16 protein-coding genes are annotated in these 15,487 nt (G+C 41.4%); 13 read left to right on the top strand and 3 right to left on the bottom strand.

Annotated elements, in window-relative coordinates; translation table 11 throughout:
• The first annotated feature begins 4 nt into the window (after positions 1-4).
• Positions 5-343, top strand: a complete 339-nt coding sequence (locus PRU_RS09005; RefSeq protein WP_041386013.1) for a hypothetical protein — start codon at positions 5-7, stop codon at positions 341-343.
• Position 344: 1 nt separating this feature from the next.
• Here the strand turns inward: PRU_RS09005 and PRU_RS09000 are convergent, their stop codons facing one another.
• The 3 genes from PRU_RS09000 to PRU_RS08990 form a co-directional block, all read right to left on the bottom strand.
• Positions 345-2,582 carry a DEAD/DEAH box helicase gene (locus tag PRU_RS09000; RefSeq protein WP_080517188.1) on the bottom strand — a complete coding sequence of 746 codons (2,238 nt, stop codon included), beginning with the start codon at positions 2,580-2,582 and terminating at the stop codon, positions 345-347.
• A 4-nt stretch (positions 2,583-2,586) separates the two neighbouring features.
• Positions 2,587-3,924: a radical SAM/SPASM domain-containing protein gene (locus PRU_RS08995; RefSeq protein WP_013063352.1), complete on the bottom strand. Its 1,338-nt coding sequence runs from the start codon at positions 3,922-3,924 to the stop codon at positions 2,587-2,589.
• A gap of 249 nt (positions 3,925-4,173) precedes the next feature.
• Complete coding sequence (locus PRU_RS08990; protein ID WP_177168137.1) at positions 4,174-5,175, bottom strand: M42 family metallopeptidase; 1,002 nt, start codon at positions 5,173-5,175, stop codon at positions 4,174-4,176.
• 283 nt (positions 5,176-5,458) lie between these two features.
• Between PRU_RS08990 and PRU_RS08985 the strand changes: the two genes are divergently transcribed.
• The 12 genes from PRU_RS08985 (at position 5,459) to PRU_RS15350 (ending at position 15,430) form a co-directional block, all read left to right on the top strand.
• Positions 5,459-5,875: a hypothetical protein gene (locus PRU_RS08985; RefSeq protein ID WP_143040035.1), complete on the top strand. Its 417-nt coding sequence runs from the start codon at positions 5,459-5,461 to the stop codon at positions 5,873-5,875.
• Positions 5,876-5,917: 42 nt separating this feature from the next.
• Positions 5,918-6,577, top strand: coding sequence for a DUF4145 domain-containing protein (locus PRU_RS08980; protein ID WP_041386008.1), 660 nt, complete (start codon positions 5,918-5,920; stop codon positions 6,575-6,577).
• Between the two features lies 1 nt (position 6,578).
• Positions 6,579-7,361, top strand: a complete 783-nt coding sequence (locus tag PRU_RS08975; RefSeq protein WP_013063796.1) for a DUF4393 domain-containing protein — start codon at positions 6,579-6,581, stop codon at positions 7,359-7,361.
• Between the two features lie 320 nt (positions 7,362-7,681).
• The gene (locus PRU_RS08970; RefSeq protein ID WP_013063041.1) at positions 7,682-7,990 is read left to right on the top strand and encodes a DUF7724 family protein; all 309 of its coding nucleotides are present in this window, start codon (positions 7,682-7,684) and stop codon (positions 7,988-7,990) included.
• Complete coding sequence (locus tag PRU_RS08965) at positions 7,983-8,204, top strand: DUF7723 family protein (protein ID WP_013065395.1); 222 nt, start codon at positions 7,983-7,985, stop codon at positions 8,202-8,204. Before PRU_RS08970 ends, PRU_RS08965 begins: the two co-directional genes overlap by 8 nt.
• A 3-nt stretch (positions 8,205-8,207) precedes the next feature.
• Positions 8,208-8,486: a DUF4160 domain-containing protein gene (locus PRU_RS08960; protein ID WP_041386006.1), complete on the top strand. Its 279-nt coding sequence runs from the start codon at positions 8,208-8,210 to the stop codon at positions 8,484-8,486.
• 200 nt (positions 8,487-8,686) lie between these two features.
• Positions 8,687-9,658: a hypothetical protein gene (locus PRU_RS08955; RefSeq protein WP_013064627.1), complete on the top strand. Its 972-nt coding sequence runs from the start codon at positions 8,687-8,689 to the stop codon at positions 9,656-9,658.
• 79 nt (positions 9,659-9,737) lie between these two features.
• Positions 9,738-9,968: a helicase associated domain-containing protein gene (locus PRU_RS08950; protein WP_041386004.1), complete on the top strand. Its 231-nt coding sequence runs from the start codon at positions 9,738-9,740 to the stop codon at positions 9,966-9,968.
• Between the two features lie 240 nt (positions 9,969-10,208).
• Positions 10,209-11,324, top strand: coding sequence for an AAA family ATPase (locus PRU_RS08945; RefSeq protein ID WP_224083042.1), 1,116 nt, complete (start codon positions 10,209-10,211; stop codon positions 11,322-11,324).
• Positions 11,325-11,326: 2 nt separating this feature from the next.
• A complete protein-coding gene (locus PRU_RS08940; RefSeq protein WP_041386003.1) occupies positions 11,327-11,908 on the top strand; it encodes an RloB family protein in 582 nt (193 codons plus the stop codon).
• A gap of 231 nt (positions 11,909-12,139) precedes the next feature.
• Positions 12,140-13,615: an exopolysaccharide biosynthesis polyprenyl glycosylphosphotransferase gene (locus PRU_RS08935; RefSeq protein ID WP_013064763.1), complete on the top strand. Its 1,476-nt coding sequence runs from the start codon at positions 12,140-12,142 to the stop codon at positions 13,613-13,615.
• A gap of 36 nt (positions 13,616-13,651) precedes the next feature.
• The gene (locus tag PRU_RS15350) at positions 13,652-15,430 is read left to right on the top strand and encodes a phosphatase PAP2 family protein (protein WP_013064322.1); all 1,779 of its coding nucleotides are present in this window, start codon (positions 13,652-13,654) and stop codon (positions 15,428-15,430) included.
• The last annotated feature ends 57 nt before the right edge of the window (positions 15,431-15,487 follow it).

Here is a 15,487-nt window from a genome sequence, read left to right as displayed (position 1 = left end):
AATTATGGATATATATTTGAAAGAATGTTATTTGGAAAAAACTAACCAGTTCCAGGCACTAGAGGTTTTAAAGGAAATAAAAGAATTAGGAACAAATTTTCTTTTCAAATTGGATGTTAATGAAGACGGGAAGGAAGTGTCACTTTACACTCAAGCTCAAAATCCGGAGGATGCAAAAAAAATTGGCGTTCTGAATAAAAATGATGCGATAGACATTAAGAAGTTTTTAGAGGCAGGATGGAATGATAATAAGTTGTTCCTATGTAAAGTCTGTCGTTTTGATGAAAAAGCTGATGAAAATAAACGAATCAGTGTGGCAATCTATGTGAAGGAGAATTTGTAATCTAGGTAATCAGGGCTTGAATCTCTTCTAAAGTTAGCTTCTCTGAGGTGTTGTTGAAGAGATCGACGGTTTGGCGCTTTTGAGCTTGAAGTTGAAGAATTTTTTCTTCGACAGTGTCTTTGCAGACTAATCGGAGAACAAGAACATTGTTCTTCTGGCCGATGCGATGAGCACGTGCCATGGCTTGGTCTTCGACTGCAGGATTCCACCAGTCGTCTAAAAGAATAACTCGATCGGCAGAGGTGAGATTGAGGCCGAAACCACCAGCCTTAAGGCTGATAAGGAATACAGTGATAGAAGAATCGCTTTGGAACTGGCGTACAGGGATGTCGCGATTACGGGTGTCTCCATATAGAGTTACAAAGTGAATGTCTGCTGATGACAAACGTGCCTCTAACTCGTGAAGTGCGCTGACAAATTGAGAGAAAAGTAAAACCTTGCGCCCCTCAGAACGAAACGTCTCAATATAGTCGATAACTGTTTGGTACTTAGGAGCGATGCAAGCCTGGCGTAAACGAAGAAGGCCCTCTAAGGCCAAACTACTAATACGGCCACTTATTCCTGAAGCGAATGCTTGGAGTATAGTGGCATGCACCTGTTTATATTTGATTCGTTCGGATTCGTTAAGTTCAATATATACAGTCTTCTCAATACGGTCTGGCAAATCTTGTAGTACCATTTGCTTTTCTCTACGAAGTATGAAAGGCTTTAGAAACTTGCTGGATAGAGTGATATATACCTCGGGCACAGCTTGAATACCCAATGCATGCAAGTGATGATAGAGTGACTGCATAGGGGGCATGAGCATGATGAAATGCGACCAAAGCTCATCAATGGAATTCTCGATAGGAGTGCCTGTAAGGATTATCTTGTGTTTACAATGTAATTGGCTAATGGCCTGATATTTCTTGGTTTGACGATTCTTTATCACTTGAGCCTCGTCGATTATAATTGTATCGTAAAACACTGGCAGATATTCATAAAGATGTATGCGCAGCATATCGTAACTTACAAAGGTGAGCTGTTGTAATAATTGCGGCGCAAACCTACTAACCTCGTTCTGCCAATTATATATTAAAGAGGTGGGGGCAATTATCAGGTGCTGTCTATCATTACCCAAACAACATAGATGGGCAATAATCTGAATGGTTTTGCCAAGGCCCATCTCATCAGCTAAGAGGCAACCATGATTGTTTTTACGTTGTTGCTGCAACCACATAACTCCATCAAGTTGATAGGGGCGCAGTGTTGCGTGTAGCTGATTAGTAAGAGTCGTTTTAATGTCATTTATCTCGGCATTAGTGAGTGGTAGGGAATCGGCATATAGTTGACGTACATCGAAGGAAGCATCTAACTGCTGAGCCAATGTCTTGTCATCAGATATCGTGGCATCCTCTTTCTTGAACAATATTATATGTCCATCGTACTCATGATAGTTGCGACGATGGAGATAGCCATCAAGGAGTTGATGGGCAAACTCGGATTGGTCAACATCTTGATCGGTAGAGAACCAGTTGATGCCTGATGATTCGTGATGGTAATACAGCCTATATGCGGCTTTGTTGGGGCTGGATACGTAGAGTGTCCAGCCTTTTTTAGTGAGTTCTGCGAGACTCTCGGTATCTGTATCCTTAAATGATAATGTGGCTGTGGCAGAATTGTAATCCTCGCCTAACATATTCAAGAGCTCGATTTCTGCCTGTTCGTTGCGCTGCATGAGCGAACCTAAGCTAGAAAGATATGGGAGAGGTGAGTATGTGGGATAGAAATCACTGAGTGCATCGTTATAGTGAAAACGTACTTTGATGTTGCGGTGCCACGAAGCGGGATTATCTATATAGAGAACTCCTGATGGAACGGATGATGCGAGATTTGAAACGATAGACGATGGATGGATGAAAGAAGGTGGATTAGCGATGCGCTTGAGGCTGGATTTTGGGGTGGCTTTAACATAAGAATAGGGATGATCCTGGAGTATGCGCTGAACAAGCGGGTGACAAACAAGCCTGCTGTCAATACAGAATGGTTGGCTGATAAGGCCTGCATGGTTTATTAGTTGGCATAGCGCTGAGGGGTGGAGCCCATTTGTGGATGCATCGGCCAGAAGGTCGCTAAGTGTTACCTTGCGTTGGAAAGGTGCCAAAGAGGAACTCTTGCCATCCAGATTGACTTCGATACGGAGTTGAGGGATGGTGCTGTTTCCGTATGTTTCGTAGATGCAAAGTAACCGATATATCATAGGTCTAGAATTTGTAATAAAATAAATAACTATCTATCATCTTGCGTTCCATACGGTGTATTTGGTCATCGTTACATTTTACCTGTCGAAGTGCTCCAGTATGGTTTTGAAGCTTGCCTTGGAAGTTGCATTCGTCAATGCGGCAGCCACCACAGCAGATAAAACGCAGATGGCAAGTACGGCAGGGGATGAGATTATCGACCGAAGTTTGCAGGTGGAGCTGATGGCCTTTTTCCATAAATGGTTTTATCGGTCTGCCATTGATATTACCATAGCTATCGACCTCAGAGATGCGATTGCAATAATACACCTCGCCATCGGCACCTATGGAGATACCGCCAAAGCCACAGTTGCGCTCAATTAGATTAGGGGTATGACCTTCCATGAAGTTATTATACTTGGCATCAGGATCTAAGGCGTGCTCAATTTCCATAATACGCATGAAAAACTCCTTGTTCTGAGCTTCAGTGTAGTGAGTGTTGCGTCCTTGAAGTACCTTCTTGCTGAGTTTGAAGAATACTGAGTGCTGACATTGGTTCTTGATGTAACTAACCATCTGCTGATAACGCTCGGCTGCATCGTACTGGAGATTCTGGAATGTAAAGGTGGTGGCTACAGATGTGCGGGCACCTGTGTTAGCGAAGAGTATGACGTTATGCACAATTCGGTCGAAATGTCCTTTACCTCTCACCTTGGCATTGGAGGCCTCGTCGAAACCATCTATGCTAATCTGTATCTGACTGATATATGGGGCGAGCTGATTAATGCGATCCTCGGTCCAAAGGATGCCATTAGATAGCACTGTGGTTTCTAAACCAAGTGTTGATGCATGTATAAGGATGTCGTTAAAATCGCGGTTCATCAGAGGCTCTCCTCCAGAAAAAGTTACACTTTTACCTCCCTGGTGTTGAAACTCGGTAAGGATGCGAAGCCACTCTGTCTTTGGTAGTTCGTTGTCTAATGGCTTACCTGAGCGCATGAAACAGTGCTCGCATCGCAGATTACAGGCATTGGTGAGGTAGATGTTAAGCATGCGATAACCCTCTAAGTACTGAGAAACTGGGGCAGTGTTGATACCTGCGAAACTACGGGCGGTGATAGCAGCCAGAAGTTGCTTGAATTGAGTCTGTTCGTCTTGGGTTTGCAAAGATGTATAGACTTCGCCAATAGAGTGGCCATTAATCAACTGTTGTAGAAGATGTTTTTGAAAGTTAGATTTTATGACCAACCAGTTGGCAGTAAGCACAGAAATAACCAACCATCCTTCATCGCATGGTCGGAAAATAATCTCATCAGGAAAGATGAGGTGGTCGGTGCTTTGTAGTTGAGAATGCTGCCTCATGTCATGTGGTTCAAATTTAATAATTGAGGTGACACCAGTCTCTGCTGTCACCTCAACCCAATTGGGATAATGCTGCTGGTAAAGCTAATCCTTGATCAGGGGATTAGTTCTGGTTTACGTCGCAGCGCTTGAAGCAGTACATGGCGCCTATGCGCTCTGTATCTTCAGCTGTCTTAACTTCCCAATCGAAAGAAATAGAAAAATTCTCTTTCATCTTTTCAATCGTTTTTTAGTTTGACATAATGTTATCTATTCTCGAGTGTGCAAATAAGCCGACAATAGGGTTATTGCACTATCTGCATCTGCCAATGATACAACTTCCGAAGGGGTGTGCATATATCGGCAGGGAATGCTGATCAATCCTGTTCGGATGCCAGTGCCGGCAACCTGTATCTCGCGGGCATCGGTGCCTGTGGGGCGGGCAATGGCCTCTATCTGATAGGGGATGCCATTGGATTTTGCCAAGCTGATGAGCTGCTGGTTGATACCTTTACTCATGTTAGGCCCCATAGGGATGACAGCACCTTTGCCTAGGCTGATGTCACCATCTTTTGTGGGTGACATGGTGGGATAGTCAGTGGCATGGGTTACATCAATGGCAATGCCTATATCTGGGCGTATAGCCTCAGTTATCATTTTTGCACCGCGTGCACCTAATTCTTCCTGTACGGAGGCCACTAAATAGATGTCCTTATCTGTTTGCAGGGACTGCAAATTCTGTGCCAGACCCATCAAGACTGCCAAACCGATTTTGTCATCTAGTGATCGGGACATGAGAAGGGTGTCATTAAGTTGTACAGGATTTCCTTGGAGAGTGGCTACATCACCAATCTGAACCTTGGATTGTGCTTCTGATTTATCTTTGGCGGCAATATCGATCCAAAGGTCTTCTGGTTCGAGCTGCTTGGTGTTCTCGGATTTGTCCTGAAGATGTATGGGCTTCTTGCCTATAACGCCTGTTACAAGGCCTTGCTGCCCCATGATATTTACACGCTGACCGGGGAGAAGATTTGTGTCGATACCGCCAATTTCTTTGAAATATAGGAAACCGCGATCATCAATGTAACTAATCATTAAGCCAATCTCATCGGCATGCGCCATGATCATAACTTTTGGCCCAGTGCCCTGTTTGTGGGCAATGCAGTTGCCATTGACGTCGGTGGTTACTTCATCTACAAAGGGACGTAACTGCTCAGCAAAGAGCGCTGTGATTTGCTCTTCGCTGCCTGACGGACTTGCTGTCAGTAGCATCTTGTGCAATATGTCTTTCAACCATGATTCCATATCAATTTGCAAAATTACATAAAAATCTTCAGATTCTTCGCGATTGTGGATAAAAATAATGCTTTTTTAATAATAAAAGGTGAATTCTCTTTGTAATCGAGATTAATTTGCTGTAAATTTTAGAGTAAAAGCCCCGGATGGAGCGATATTATGCCGTATTTTAGCAATTTTTCGCGCATTTAATTTGGAAGTATAGGTTTTTTTTCTTAAATTTGCTTCGGAAAATAGAATGATAAAAAACAAAAAATATATGAAGATTATTGGATTATACGGTAGAGGGAAATGTGGGAAAAGTGAGACGCTAGGAATATTTCTTAGAAGTCTGCTTCATGGTATTAATATTTCTGATGCAGAAGTGAAGTTCGGTAAAGATAAGGATATGTGTGAGTCTGTTGATAGACATGGAATCGTTGTGGATATATGTCCTCCTGGAGATACTGATGATATTGTTAAAGCAAATATTCAGTTTGTTGAGCAGAATCCTTGTGATATCCTTTTTACTGTTACAAGAACAAAGGGGAGGGGACGTAAGGCTTTGGATAATTATGCCAAGAGTATAAATGCCGAACTGGTATGGATAAAGAAAAATTATAATGATGACTTGGATGCAATAGGTCAGAAGGAAGCAAATAAGAGACTGGCTGAAAAGTTGTTTGGGATGATTTGATGCTTTTTGTGATTTTAATTTGCGATTGTAATCATTTGTGATATGAGAAATTTATATGTCGCACCAGAGAAAAGGAAGAAATCCTTTACGTGTCCTCATTGCCATACTTTGTCATTAATGACCTGGGCTACTCATTATTTTAATGAGGATACTAGTAATGTCTTTACAAAGGACGGTAATATAGTAGAATACAGTAATCAACTATCTATAGCAAGATGTGTTAGCTGTGGGAAAAAGATTATCTGGGTTAACAATACCTATGTGTATCCTGATATTATTGCTGAAGAACCTAATGTTGATATGCCCGAAAGGGTGAAACAACTCTACAATGAAGCTGGACTTATATATAATAAGTCTCCTAGGGCTGCTTGCGCTTTATTGCGTTTGGCGATAGATAGACTATGTAATGAGCTTGGAGAAGTAGATAGAGATATTAATAATAATATTGGTGCTCTTGTTATGAAAGGGCTTCCAAAGATCATTCAACAAGCATTGGATGTAGTCCGTGTTGTGGGTAATAAAGCTGTTCACCCTGGTGTGATATCTTTCGATGTTGATGATATGAATACTGCAATTACGTTAATGCACCTTATTAATATGATTACTGAACGTATGATTTCTGAACCAAAAGAAATCGAGTCGTTGTACGAAATCTTACCAGATTCAGTAAAAAAATCAATCAACAATAGAGATAAAATATAAAATGGAAAATGAAATAGTTGACATAGTAAAAGCAACCCCAAATATTCTGGGAGAGATCTATAAAGATTTGGCACAGCCAAGTGTGAGGGCCATTGGTAATGCTTTAGGTACTGTATTTGAGTTTAGTACTGCAATATTGTTACCTTTAAAGTTGAAAAATGAGAAGTTGAAAATGACTTTTAAAAAGAATCTTGATGATTATAAAGAAAAATTGGAAAAGATTCCTGAGGAAAAGAGATGTAAGGTTCATCCCCAATTAGGAACACCAATTATTGAGAAGCTTACTTACACAACAAATGAAGAAATTGCCGACATGTTTACAACTTTGTTGGCTAATGCTTCAAGTGTGGATATGGTTAATACTGCACACCCATCTTTTGTATCAATTATAGAGAGAATCTCTCCAGATGAAGCGAGGATAATGAGATGCTTTCAGTATAAAAGAGATTGGGAATATTGTTCTTACAATGCAAATTTGAATGATGCTGAAGGGTTTGTTAAACTGAAAGAACATTTGACATTGCTGGATGATAATGCGAAAATTACATTTCCCCAAAATATGAATGCGTATATTTATAATCTTATAAGCCTGGGGCTTCTCGTAGATATGTCTGGTGAATATAAGATATACAGGGAAAACTATGATGCTATTAATAAGAAAAATGGGTTAGACGATTTAAGAAATGAACTTGTTCCCCAAAAGTTTAAATCGATAGATGTTGAGGAAAGTTTTATTCGCTTAACGCCTTTTGGCAGACTTTTTCTGAATGCGTGTATTGAATGAGACGAACAATCTACAAATGTTATAATGATACTCTCTTTCTATGATGCAAGAAAATCGTTGGATGCCAAGGCGCAAACGGAAGATTCAATACGAATTGAATAAAGGAAAGGCAGCATGAGTGCTGGTTTTCTTTTTTGCGGGGTGTTTGAAATATAAGTGAACTTCTAAAAATGGGATAACCTACTATAATTTTAGTATAATTTTTGATGTTTTTAATATAATTTGATATAATTTTGGCGTATTTTGAATATAAGATGCTATAATTTTGAGAATAAATTATTATCTTTGCGACGAAAATAATACGAAAGGCTAATATTGTTATGGTAACAACATCGATATCAAAAAACTCTACCAGTTGTAGTAATGAAGCTATTCTTAGTAATTCGGATGGCTTTACTGCTTTCTGCTTTGGAGGGTATCATATCCGTTTCAAAGCACCATATAGCTTGGAAAGGTATGTGGATGTTGTGAAGTGGGATAATGGCTATCTGGTGGTGCTGGCCAAGTATATCCATAATGCAGAACCCGAGGAGGAGTACATTGACTTGAAGCCAATTCTCGAGGGATTATATATCGATTCAGAAACCTTTTTAAAACCAATAAAAAAAGTACGTATAGCTTATGCCTGATATTAAGAGCATTGCCGATGGGGCAGATATAATTGTTAATGGGTATGCATTTACCCGCAAGGATGATTGTATACATGTGCTTAACCTGAACAGTCCTGATAAGGCTGTTGTGTTCAGTTTGGATGGTGAGGTGCTGGAAACTACTATGGACGATATCGAACTATCCATAGCCAGTCGTTACCTCAAACAGAATCTTAAATTTATGGAGGACTGAACGATGCCGAAGTACTATGATTTTAAAGTGGCAGGTTATTACTTGTATTTTACTTCTTTCTGTGTTGTGGAGTGTATGCATGTGCATGCTAGTGACAGTAAGCTAACCGAGGGTGGATCAGCAAAATTCTTCGTTAAGAACAACGGTGATACCGTTCTCCAGAATCGCGGCATTCTCAATGACCGTGAGATTTCCAAAATCTCTGAGTTTATCAAGGAACATTATCAAGAGATGTACCTCCGCTGGTCTCAGTATAGCGAAAAGGGGTATTATGAGAAATGATGGCCGTTTCCTCTCTTTAGGAGATGGATGGAGGAGAGTTTCTGATATCGGAAATCAATAAGGGACTACGAGTATTACGAATAATGAGAATGTTTGGATTTACGGATATGATACAGGTACTTATAGATGCCTTAGGGGCTGGTTCTTTCATTTTGATTTAGTAGCATTTTTTTAAATTAATAGTATTAATATCTGAATAGATGGAAATGATTATTGGAATACTTGGTTTAATTGCGACAATTGTTTTTGGAGTTTTATCTATTGATTTGTTTAAGAGAAAGCGTCGACCATGCAAGTTGACATATTATCCTTCTGAAACAATCAATATATATTGGAACTTGATCAAGGGTTTTGATAGTATAGAGGTCCTTAAGAATGACAAACCAATAAGAAATAATGTAATATTACTGAGTGGAATCATTTCTTGTAATGGTGATGCCGATTTGACAGGAAGTAATAACGTGGTTCATATGTGTCTTCCAGAAGGTTATAAGTGGTTAGATGTTAAGATAGATTCTTGTTCCGAGGGTGTTGATGCTCAATTCTCGATAACAAATGAAACCAACAGAAATGCCTCTTTGTGTTTTGGTTTATTTCGTGTTAATGAATATATAAAGCTCCAAGCACTTGTGGAATATGAGAATGAGAAGAAATTGTCTTCCTTAAATGACTTACATCGCAAGATTACTTTTTCTCATCGTATTCAAAATACATGTGATGTTGAAAAAGGGGATGAGTTGCGTAGTTATATCCCGATGAGACGTTTTTATTTGTTAGTTTTAGCAAATGTAATAGTTTTGTCTTTGTTTTATGGAGGCGTGTTGCTATTCGATAATTCTGATGATGTGATTTATAAAGATTGCGAAACAGGAATGGAATATTCATGTATGGTTTCTGATGATAATATGATAGAACTTAATAGTCGTTCAATAAAAGATTTTTGTCTTGAATTACGACCGAAAAAAATTAATATTGATGAATTTAGAAAACGGTATGTTCCTGTATTTCAATATAAGCGGATGAATCTTCGTTCTATGTCATTTTTATTAGGATTAAGCGTTCCATTGGCAATTGGTTTATTGCCAACAATAATAATTGTGTTTTTTAAAGTCCGACGAATTAACAAGTATTACCTATTATATAAATCTTCAGATAAAGAGGGTGCTAATTAAAGTTGAGTAAACGGTCAATTCAGAAGTCTACGTAGCTAAGGGGGCATTAGCTAGAAGTCTGAAGTTGATTGTTTGAAGTATGACGCAAGACGAACGTTGGTTGACAAGATACAATGAGGTGGTTGATTACATAGATAGCAACCACCGCAATCCATCCCGCCATCGGATTGAAGATCATGATATGCTTAACTGGCTAAAGGCGAATAGGAAGGCTCTTAATGCTGGTAAAATGAAACCAGAACGACTTGAAATGTTTAGAAGACTCTTGTCGCTAATGGAAGAGTATAAACGTAAGAATCAATATGAATAAAAAATATTGTTGAATTATTAACCGTTGTTAAAAATAGGTGTGTTGTAACTACTTTTTTATGTAAAACTGTACAAAAATCAAATTAAAGTTGTATTTTTGCAGAAAATCTACAAAATCAATGATGTAATGATACTTAAAATCGAATTTGAGAATTTCTTCTCTATCAGAGACAGAATCAGGATTGACTTTAGGGCTGCAAGCATTAATACAGCACTTGCTCGAGAGCTGAGTCACAATGTTATGGAGTGGAAAGGTGTGCCTGTGCTTAAATCGATTGGGCTGTTTGGCCCTAATGCTTCAGGTAAGTCAAATATCCTGAAAGCTATCACTTTTTGCTGTAGAATGATTCTTGAGTCGCACCTACATAATGAGGGCGTGACCTTTAATTTCGAGCCATTTAAGTTTGATGGATGGCAGAATAAACCAAGCAAATTCTTGATTGATTTTGTATGTGAGGATGTGGAATACGAATATTCCTTTGAACTTACTCGCGAGCGTATTCTTAGTGAAAGTCTGTATTATTATCCTGTTGGTAGGAGGGCAAAAGTTTTTGTTCGTGACGCCGAGGGGAAATATAGCTTTGGTACCGGCGTAATGGTAAAGCCTTCGGATGTTGCCACTAATACGAGCGTGAAGAATCTTTTCCTTAGTCGTGCCAGTTCTATGAATCGTGAGATTGCTCAAAAGCTTTATCGCTATTTCATGAATCAGTTCCTTCTTGGACTTGTGAATGTAAATGATATGATGATGCTGGATAGCTTTAATACTTACAAAAAGGTTATCCTTAAGGCTCTGGAGATAAGCGATACAGATATTACTGATATAGAGGCAAGAAAGGAACAGGTACCTGCCCCTGTAGCTATTCCTGGGCAACCAGAGATGTCGTATAAGTTAGTGGATGTACTTAGATTTAAGACATTCCACCGCAATCAGAAGGATGTTATGTTCGACATGGATATGGAAGAATCTAATGGTACACGAAAGTTGTTCCAGATTCTTATCCGTTTGCTGGATGTTGTGAAGAATAAGAAAGGCATTATCATGGACGAGTTTGATATGGGACTTCATACTCGCCTTGCTGATTTTATCCTGGATTTGATTCACGCTTCCGAAAGTAGTCAATTACTGTTTACCTCGCACAATACGAACCTAATTGATGTAAGGAGGTTGAGACGTGACCAGATTGTGTTTGTGAATAAGACTGAAGAGGGAGCGACAGATGTATATTCACTATACGACTTTAAGGATTTTCGCGAGAATATGGATGCCGAAAAGGGCTATTTGCAGGGGCGTTTTGATGCTGTACCATATGTAGATTCATCGGTTTCTAGTATCAAACAATTATTGGAAGGTTGACTATGGCAAGTAAAAGAGAACCATCCCCATCCATGCGGATGCGCAAAATTGCTCTTGTAATCTGCGAGGGCGAAACAGAAGAACGCTATATAAACCTCCTGAAGAAGTGGTATAAGTCGCCAATTAGAATCGTGTCGCATATTGAAGGAACTAAAATTACGCAGTCTCTTGTAGACAATCGCACTAGGGAACTCAAGCTCTCAAAATATGATAAGGTACACACGTTCCTGATGTATGACATGGATGTACCATCTATTAATGAGAAATTATTGGCATGCAAAGCTGAGATGCTGCTTAGTAATCCTTGTTTCGAGATATGGATACTGCTTCATGCAAAAGATCAAAAGAGTGCTATTTCGACAGATGCGCTCATTAAAGAACTAAAGAAGAGTGCGACTGTTTGGAGGAATTATTCGAAGACGGACTTTACTGATACGCAAGAAGCTTTTTTGAAGAGCAATATTGATACAGCAACTGCAAGGGCAATGAATCTTAAGGAGTTGCAGAACCCATCCACTGGGGTATATAAATTAATAGAGTTGTTGAAAAAGGATGAGTCAAAAAGCCAAGGGACAGGTTCGTGACATCATAAGCGAAAGAACCAGTACGAGTAATAACAAGCGCCTGGTGAGTAGCGTTGAGGCTACCATCAGGCGCTTAATTTTTGGCTTTTTTGGTGTGATTTAAACAATTTTTAGGTGAATTCAGTCGAAGTTTGGTTAAATAATGGAAAAACTTTAATGAAAATTTAGTTTTTCGCAAAAATAGCAGTACCTTTGCCGCCAATAACTTAAAGCAAACTTTTAGGGATAAGAATGAGAAGTAATAATCAATCAAACGAATTAATCAAGTGGCTGGTGATTATAGGCGACTTTGTGTTGCTGAACGCGATTATATTGGCAGGAGCATGGCACTCTTGGCGGGTTGAGCATTGGCCAGACAGAGGCTTGGAAATATTTATCCTTGTGAACAATATTGCGCTGATATTGAGCCAACTGAGATATTGTACCATCATTCATCAACGACTGGTGAGTAGTGGAGATGTTGTGCAACGAACAGTAGGACTATCGGCACTGCAGTGTGTGCTTGCTTTTGTGCTGGTGAGGGTGTTTGACTACCATCTGCCTGTAGGATGGCTGCAGTTCTGGCTTGGAACGGCCTTCTTTGTATGTCTGCTTTTTAAACGATTTGCAGAACGCTGGTTTGTGAAGTTATACCGCCAGGCGGGTAGAAACACCAGAATAGTGACGCTGGTGGGTAACGACCCGGAACTGGTGAACCTTTACCGGAAACTGATCAGCGACCAGACCATGGGATATAAAGTGCTGGGCTATTATGCCGATGAGCCATTGGGCGACTGGACGCACTCGCACAAAAAAGATAGTGGAATAGAGGCCGATGAGAATGCCGCAGTAGAGGAGGATAAGAATAAGACGCTGACACATCTGGGCACGCTGCAGGATTTTATGCGACTGATGAAAGAGAACCCTGAGGAGCTGAAGCTGGGGGATGAGATGTATGTGAGCTTGTCGCGTCGCGATCGAGATATCATCAAACGTATCTCGAGATTCTGCGACCATAAGGTGATCAGGTTTTACTATGTGCCTGTGAGCGTGGAGTATATCGGCTTGAACCTGAAACGTGAGATGCTGGATGATATGGAGGTGTTTACCACCTACGAGAATCCTCTGGAGAATATCTGTAACAGAGCAGTGAAGCGACTGTTTGATATCGTGTGTTCGCTGGTGTTCCTGATTCCGACGGCATTGATGTTCCCATTTATCTGGCTGATAATCAAGATTCAGAGCCCAGGTCCGCTCTTCTTTAAACAGGCGCGTACAGGTATCGACGGCAAGACATTTATGATGCTGAAATTCAGATCGATGCACGTGAATAAGGATGCCGACCGACTGCAGGCAACGAAGAACGACCCGCGCAAATTCCCATTCGGCAACTTCATGCGTAAGACGAACATCGACGAGCTGCCGCAGTTCTTGAATGTGCTGAAGGGCGATATGAGTTTTGTAGGTCCGCGTCCGCACATGCTGGCACATACAGAGCAGTACTCGGCACTGATAGATAAGTATATGGTGCGCCATTTTGTGAAACCTGGCTTGACAGGATGGGCACAGGTAACGGGATTCCGCGGCGAAACGAAGGAATTGTGGCAGATGGAAGGTCGCGTGAAGCGTGACATCTGGTATATGGAGCACTGGAGCATCTGGCTAGACATCCGCATTATCTGGTTAACAGCTAAAACGATATTTATTCATGATAAGAATGCTTATTAAGTTGATAATTGACAATTGATAATTGACAGTTAGCGAATGATAAAGAAGATTGTATTTGCGATAATATTGGCATGGACGACCATTGGTGCCCAGGCACAGGTGTTTGAGCCGGGGGAGGAACCAAGAACGGTGAGAACGGAGGGGTTCTGGGAGAACTGGTTTGTGCAGATGGGACTGGACATGACGCTGCAGAACCCATACGGATATGACTTCTCAAAAGTGTTCCCCAATGGAAAATCGTTCGGACTGGACTTGGCGGTAGGCAAATGGTTTACCCATCAGGTGGGTGTGCGCGGAAAGTTTAATTGGGAAAACAAATTACCGCTGTTGGAGAATGGACATGCTAACTGGTTGGCACCATTTTATCAGCCTGGTGAGAATCGCCGCAAAGGTGGTTACATCGCTGTGTATGGTGATGCGCTGCTGAATCTGCACAATCTGTTTGGCGTGTATCGTCCAGAAAGGAAATGGAACACGAGTTTGTATCCGCGAATTGGCATCAACTATAACTTTGGTGTAAGCAAAGGCTCGCTGTTGGCGGGCATCGGTCTGCTGAACACGTATCGCATCAGTGACAGGTGGAGCGTGTATGGTGATGTTGCTTATATCATGACTGGTAGCGGATTCGTGGGAAAGGAGTCGAAGGCGGATACCGGTACAGGATCGAATAGCAACGGATATCTGACGTTTGGCATTGGCGCACAAGTGGAGCTGGGGAAAATTAAAGCATTGAAAAATGCAAAAATGCAAGATGACCTTTCGGTGCTTTCGAACGGGATTTGGGACAACTGGTTTGTACAGGCGGGCATGGATATGAGTCTGATGAACCCTTACGGTTGCAATTTTGGTAAGGTGATTCCAAAGGGCATGACGTTTGGACTGAATGGTGCACTGGGAAAATGGTTTACACCGGAATACGGACTGCGTGGACGCGTGCAGTGGGAGAATGGACTGATTCCGAATAACAGCGTGGAGTGGGTGCCACCTGTGGAGGATCCACGACAGAACTACAAGAAAGGTGGACTGGCTACCATCGCCATTGATGCCATGCTGAATCTGACGAACGTGATAACTGGCTATGATCCCGAAAGGAAATGGCATACTACTGGCTATGTAAGAGCTGGTATTATTACGCAGTTTGTGGAGGGCTCGGGATCGCCATTGATGGGCGTAGGACTTGAAGAAACCTACCGACTGAATGATAAATGGAGCCTGTTTGGTGCAGCTGGGTATCAGGTATCTACCAGTGAAGGTATGGGCGTAAGTACCACGGGCATGGATGTGTCGGCTGGTAGTAATGGCTTTTTTGACATCGACTTTGGTGTGAGATATGACTTGGGCAGAAACAAGTTCTATCGTGATGAAGAGACCAAGAAAAAGGCGTATGCACAGCCTGTAGCAGGACATAACTGGCCCAGGTTTGCTGTGAACACGATTGCATCGGTAGGTGTGGCGTATATTGGCAAAACAGCGCTGAAGGCGATGGTAAAAGAGGAGCGACCTGACCATTCGGATAACAAATCGTTCCCATCGGGGCATACTGCTATGGCGTTTGCCGCTGCCCGTTCGATTGATAAAGAATTCAGAAAAGAGAGCATTTGGATTCCCATAGCTGGTTATGCTGCAGCCACAGCTGTAGGCATAGAGCGCGTGGCTAACGACAGGCACCACTGGTACGACGTAGTTGCCGGTGCTGCTGTAGGCTACGGTGCCGCAGAGCTGGCTTGGTACCTGAGTGACAAACTCTTAGGCTCCGGTTCGAAGGTTGCCCTCACCACCACCGGTCAAACCGTTGATGTCACCTACAACTTCTAATTCCCCTGCTAGGGGACAGGTCCCTGACATCCGCGGAAAAAGGAATTGAGCTGCAGG

The sequence above is a fragment of the Xylanibacter ruminicola 23 genome (genome assembly GCF_000025925.1).
GTDB lineage: Bacteria > Bacteroidota > Bacteroidia > Bacteroidales > Bacteroidaceae > Prevotella > Prevotella ruminicola.
Note: the sequence above shows the minus strand (reverse complement) of the source record. Positions and strands in the feature narration are given on the sequence as shown.

What these genes read in the sequence shown, in the direction of transcription:
- PRU_RS09005 (WP_041386013.1), top strand. Translation starts at nt 5, where the DNA reads ATGGATATATATTTGAAAGAATGTTATTTGGAAAAAACTAACCAGTTC.
- PRU_RS09000 (WP_080517188.1), bottom strand. Translation starts at nt 2,582, where the DNA reads ATGATATATCGGTTACTTTGCATCTACGAAACATACGGAAACAGCACC.
- PRU_RS08995 (WP_013063352.1), bottom strand. Translation starts at nt 3,924, where the DNA reads ATGAGGCAGCATTCTCAACTACAAAGCACCGACCACCTCATCTTTCCT.
- PRU_RS08990 (WP_177168137.1), bottom strand. Translation starts at nt 5,175, where the DNA reads ATGCTACTGACAGCAAGTCCGTCAGGCAGCGAAGAGCAAATCACAGCG.
- PRU_RS08985 (WP_143040035.1), top strand. Translation starts at nt 5,459, where the DNA reads ATGAAGATTATTGGATTATACGGTAGAGGGAAATGTGGGAAAAGTGAG.
- PRU_RS08980 (WP_041386008.1), top strand. Translation starts at nt 5,918, where the DNA reads ATGAGAAATTTATATGTCGCACCAGAGAAAAGGAAGAAATCCTTTACG.
- PRU_RS08975 (WP_013063796.1), top strand. Translation starts at nt 6,579, where the DNA reads ATGGAAAATGAAATAGTTGACATAGTAAAAGCAACCCCAAATATTCTG.
- PRU_RS08970 (WP_013063041.1), top strand. Translation starts at nt 7,682, where the DNA reads ATGGTAACAACATCGATATCAAAAAACTCTACCAGTTGTAGTAATGAA.
- PRU_RS08965 (WP_013065395.1), top strand. Translation starts at nt 7,983, where the DNA reads ATGCCTGATATTAAGAGCATTGCCGATGGGGCAGATATAATTGTTAAT.
- PRU_RS08960 (WP_041386006.1), top strand. Translation starts at nt 8,208, where the DNA reads ATGCCGAAGTACTATGATTTTAAAGTGGCAGGTTATTACTTGTATTTT.
- PRU_RS08955 (WP_013064627.1), top strand. Translation starts at nt 8,687, where the DNA reads ATGGAAATGATTATTGGAATACTTGGTTTAATTGCGACAATTGTTTTT.
- PRU_RS08950 (WP_041386004.1), top strand. Translation starts at nt 9,738, where the DNA reads ATGACGCAAGACGAACGTTGGTTGACAAGATACAATGAGGTGGTTGAT.
- PRU_RS08945 (WP_224083042.1), top strand. Translation starts at nt 10,209, where the DNA reads ATGGAGTGGAAAGGTGTGCCTGTGCTTAAATCGATTGGGCTGTTTGGC.
- PRU_RS08940 (WP_041386003.1), top strand. Translation starts at nt 11,327, where the DNA reads ATGGCAAGTAAAAGAGAACCATCCCCATCCATGCGGATGCGCAAAATT.
- PRU_RS08935 (WP_013064763.1), top strand. Translation starts at nt 12,140, where the DNA reads ATGAGAAGTAATAATCAATCAAACGAATTAATCAAGTGGCTGGTGATT.
- PRU_RS15350 (WP_013064322.1), top strand. Translation starts at nt 13,652, where the DNA reads ATGATAAAGAAGATTGTATTTGCGATAATATTGGCATGGACGACCATT.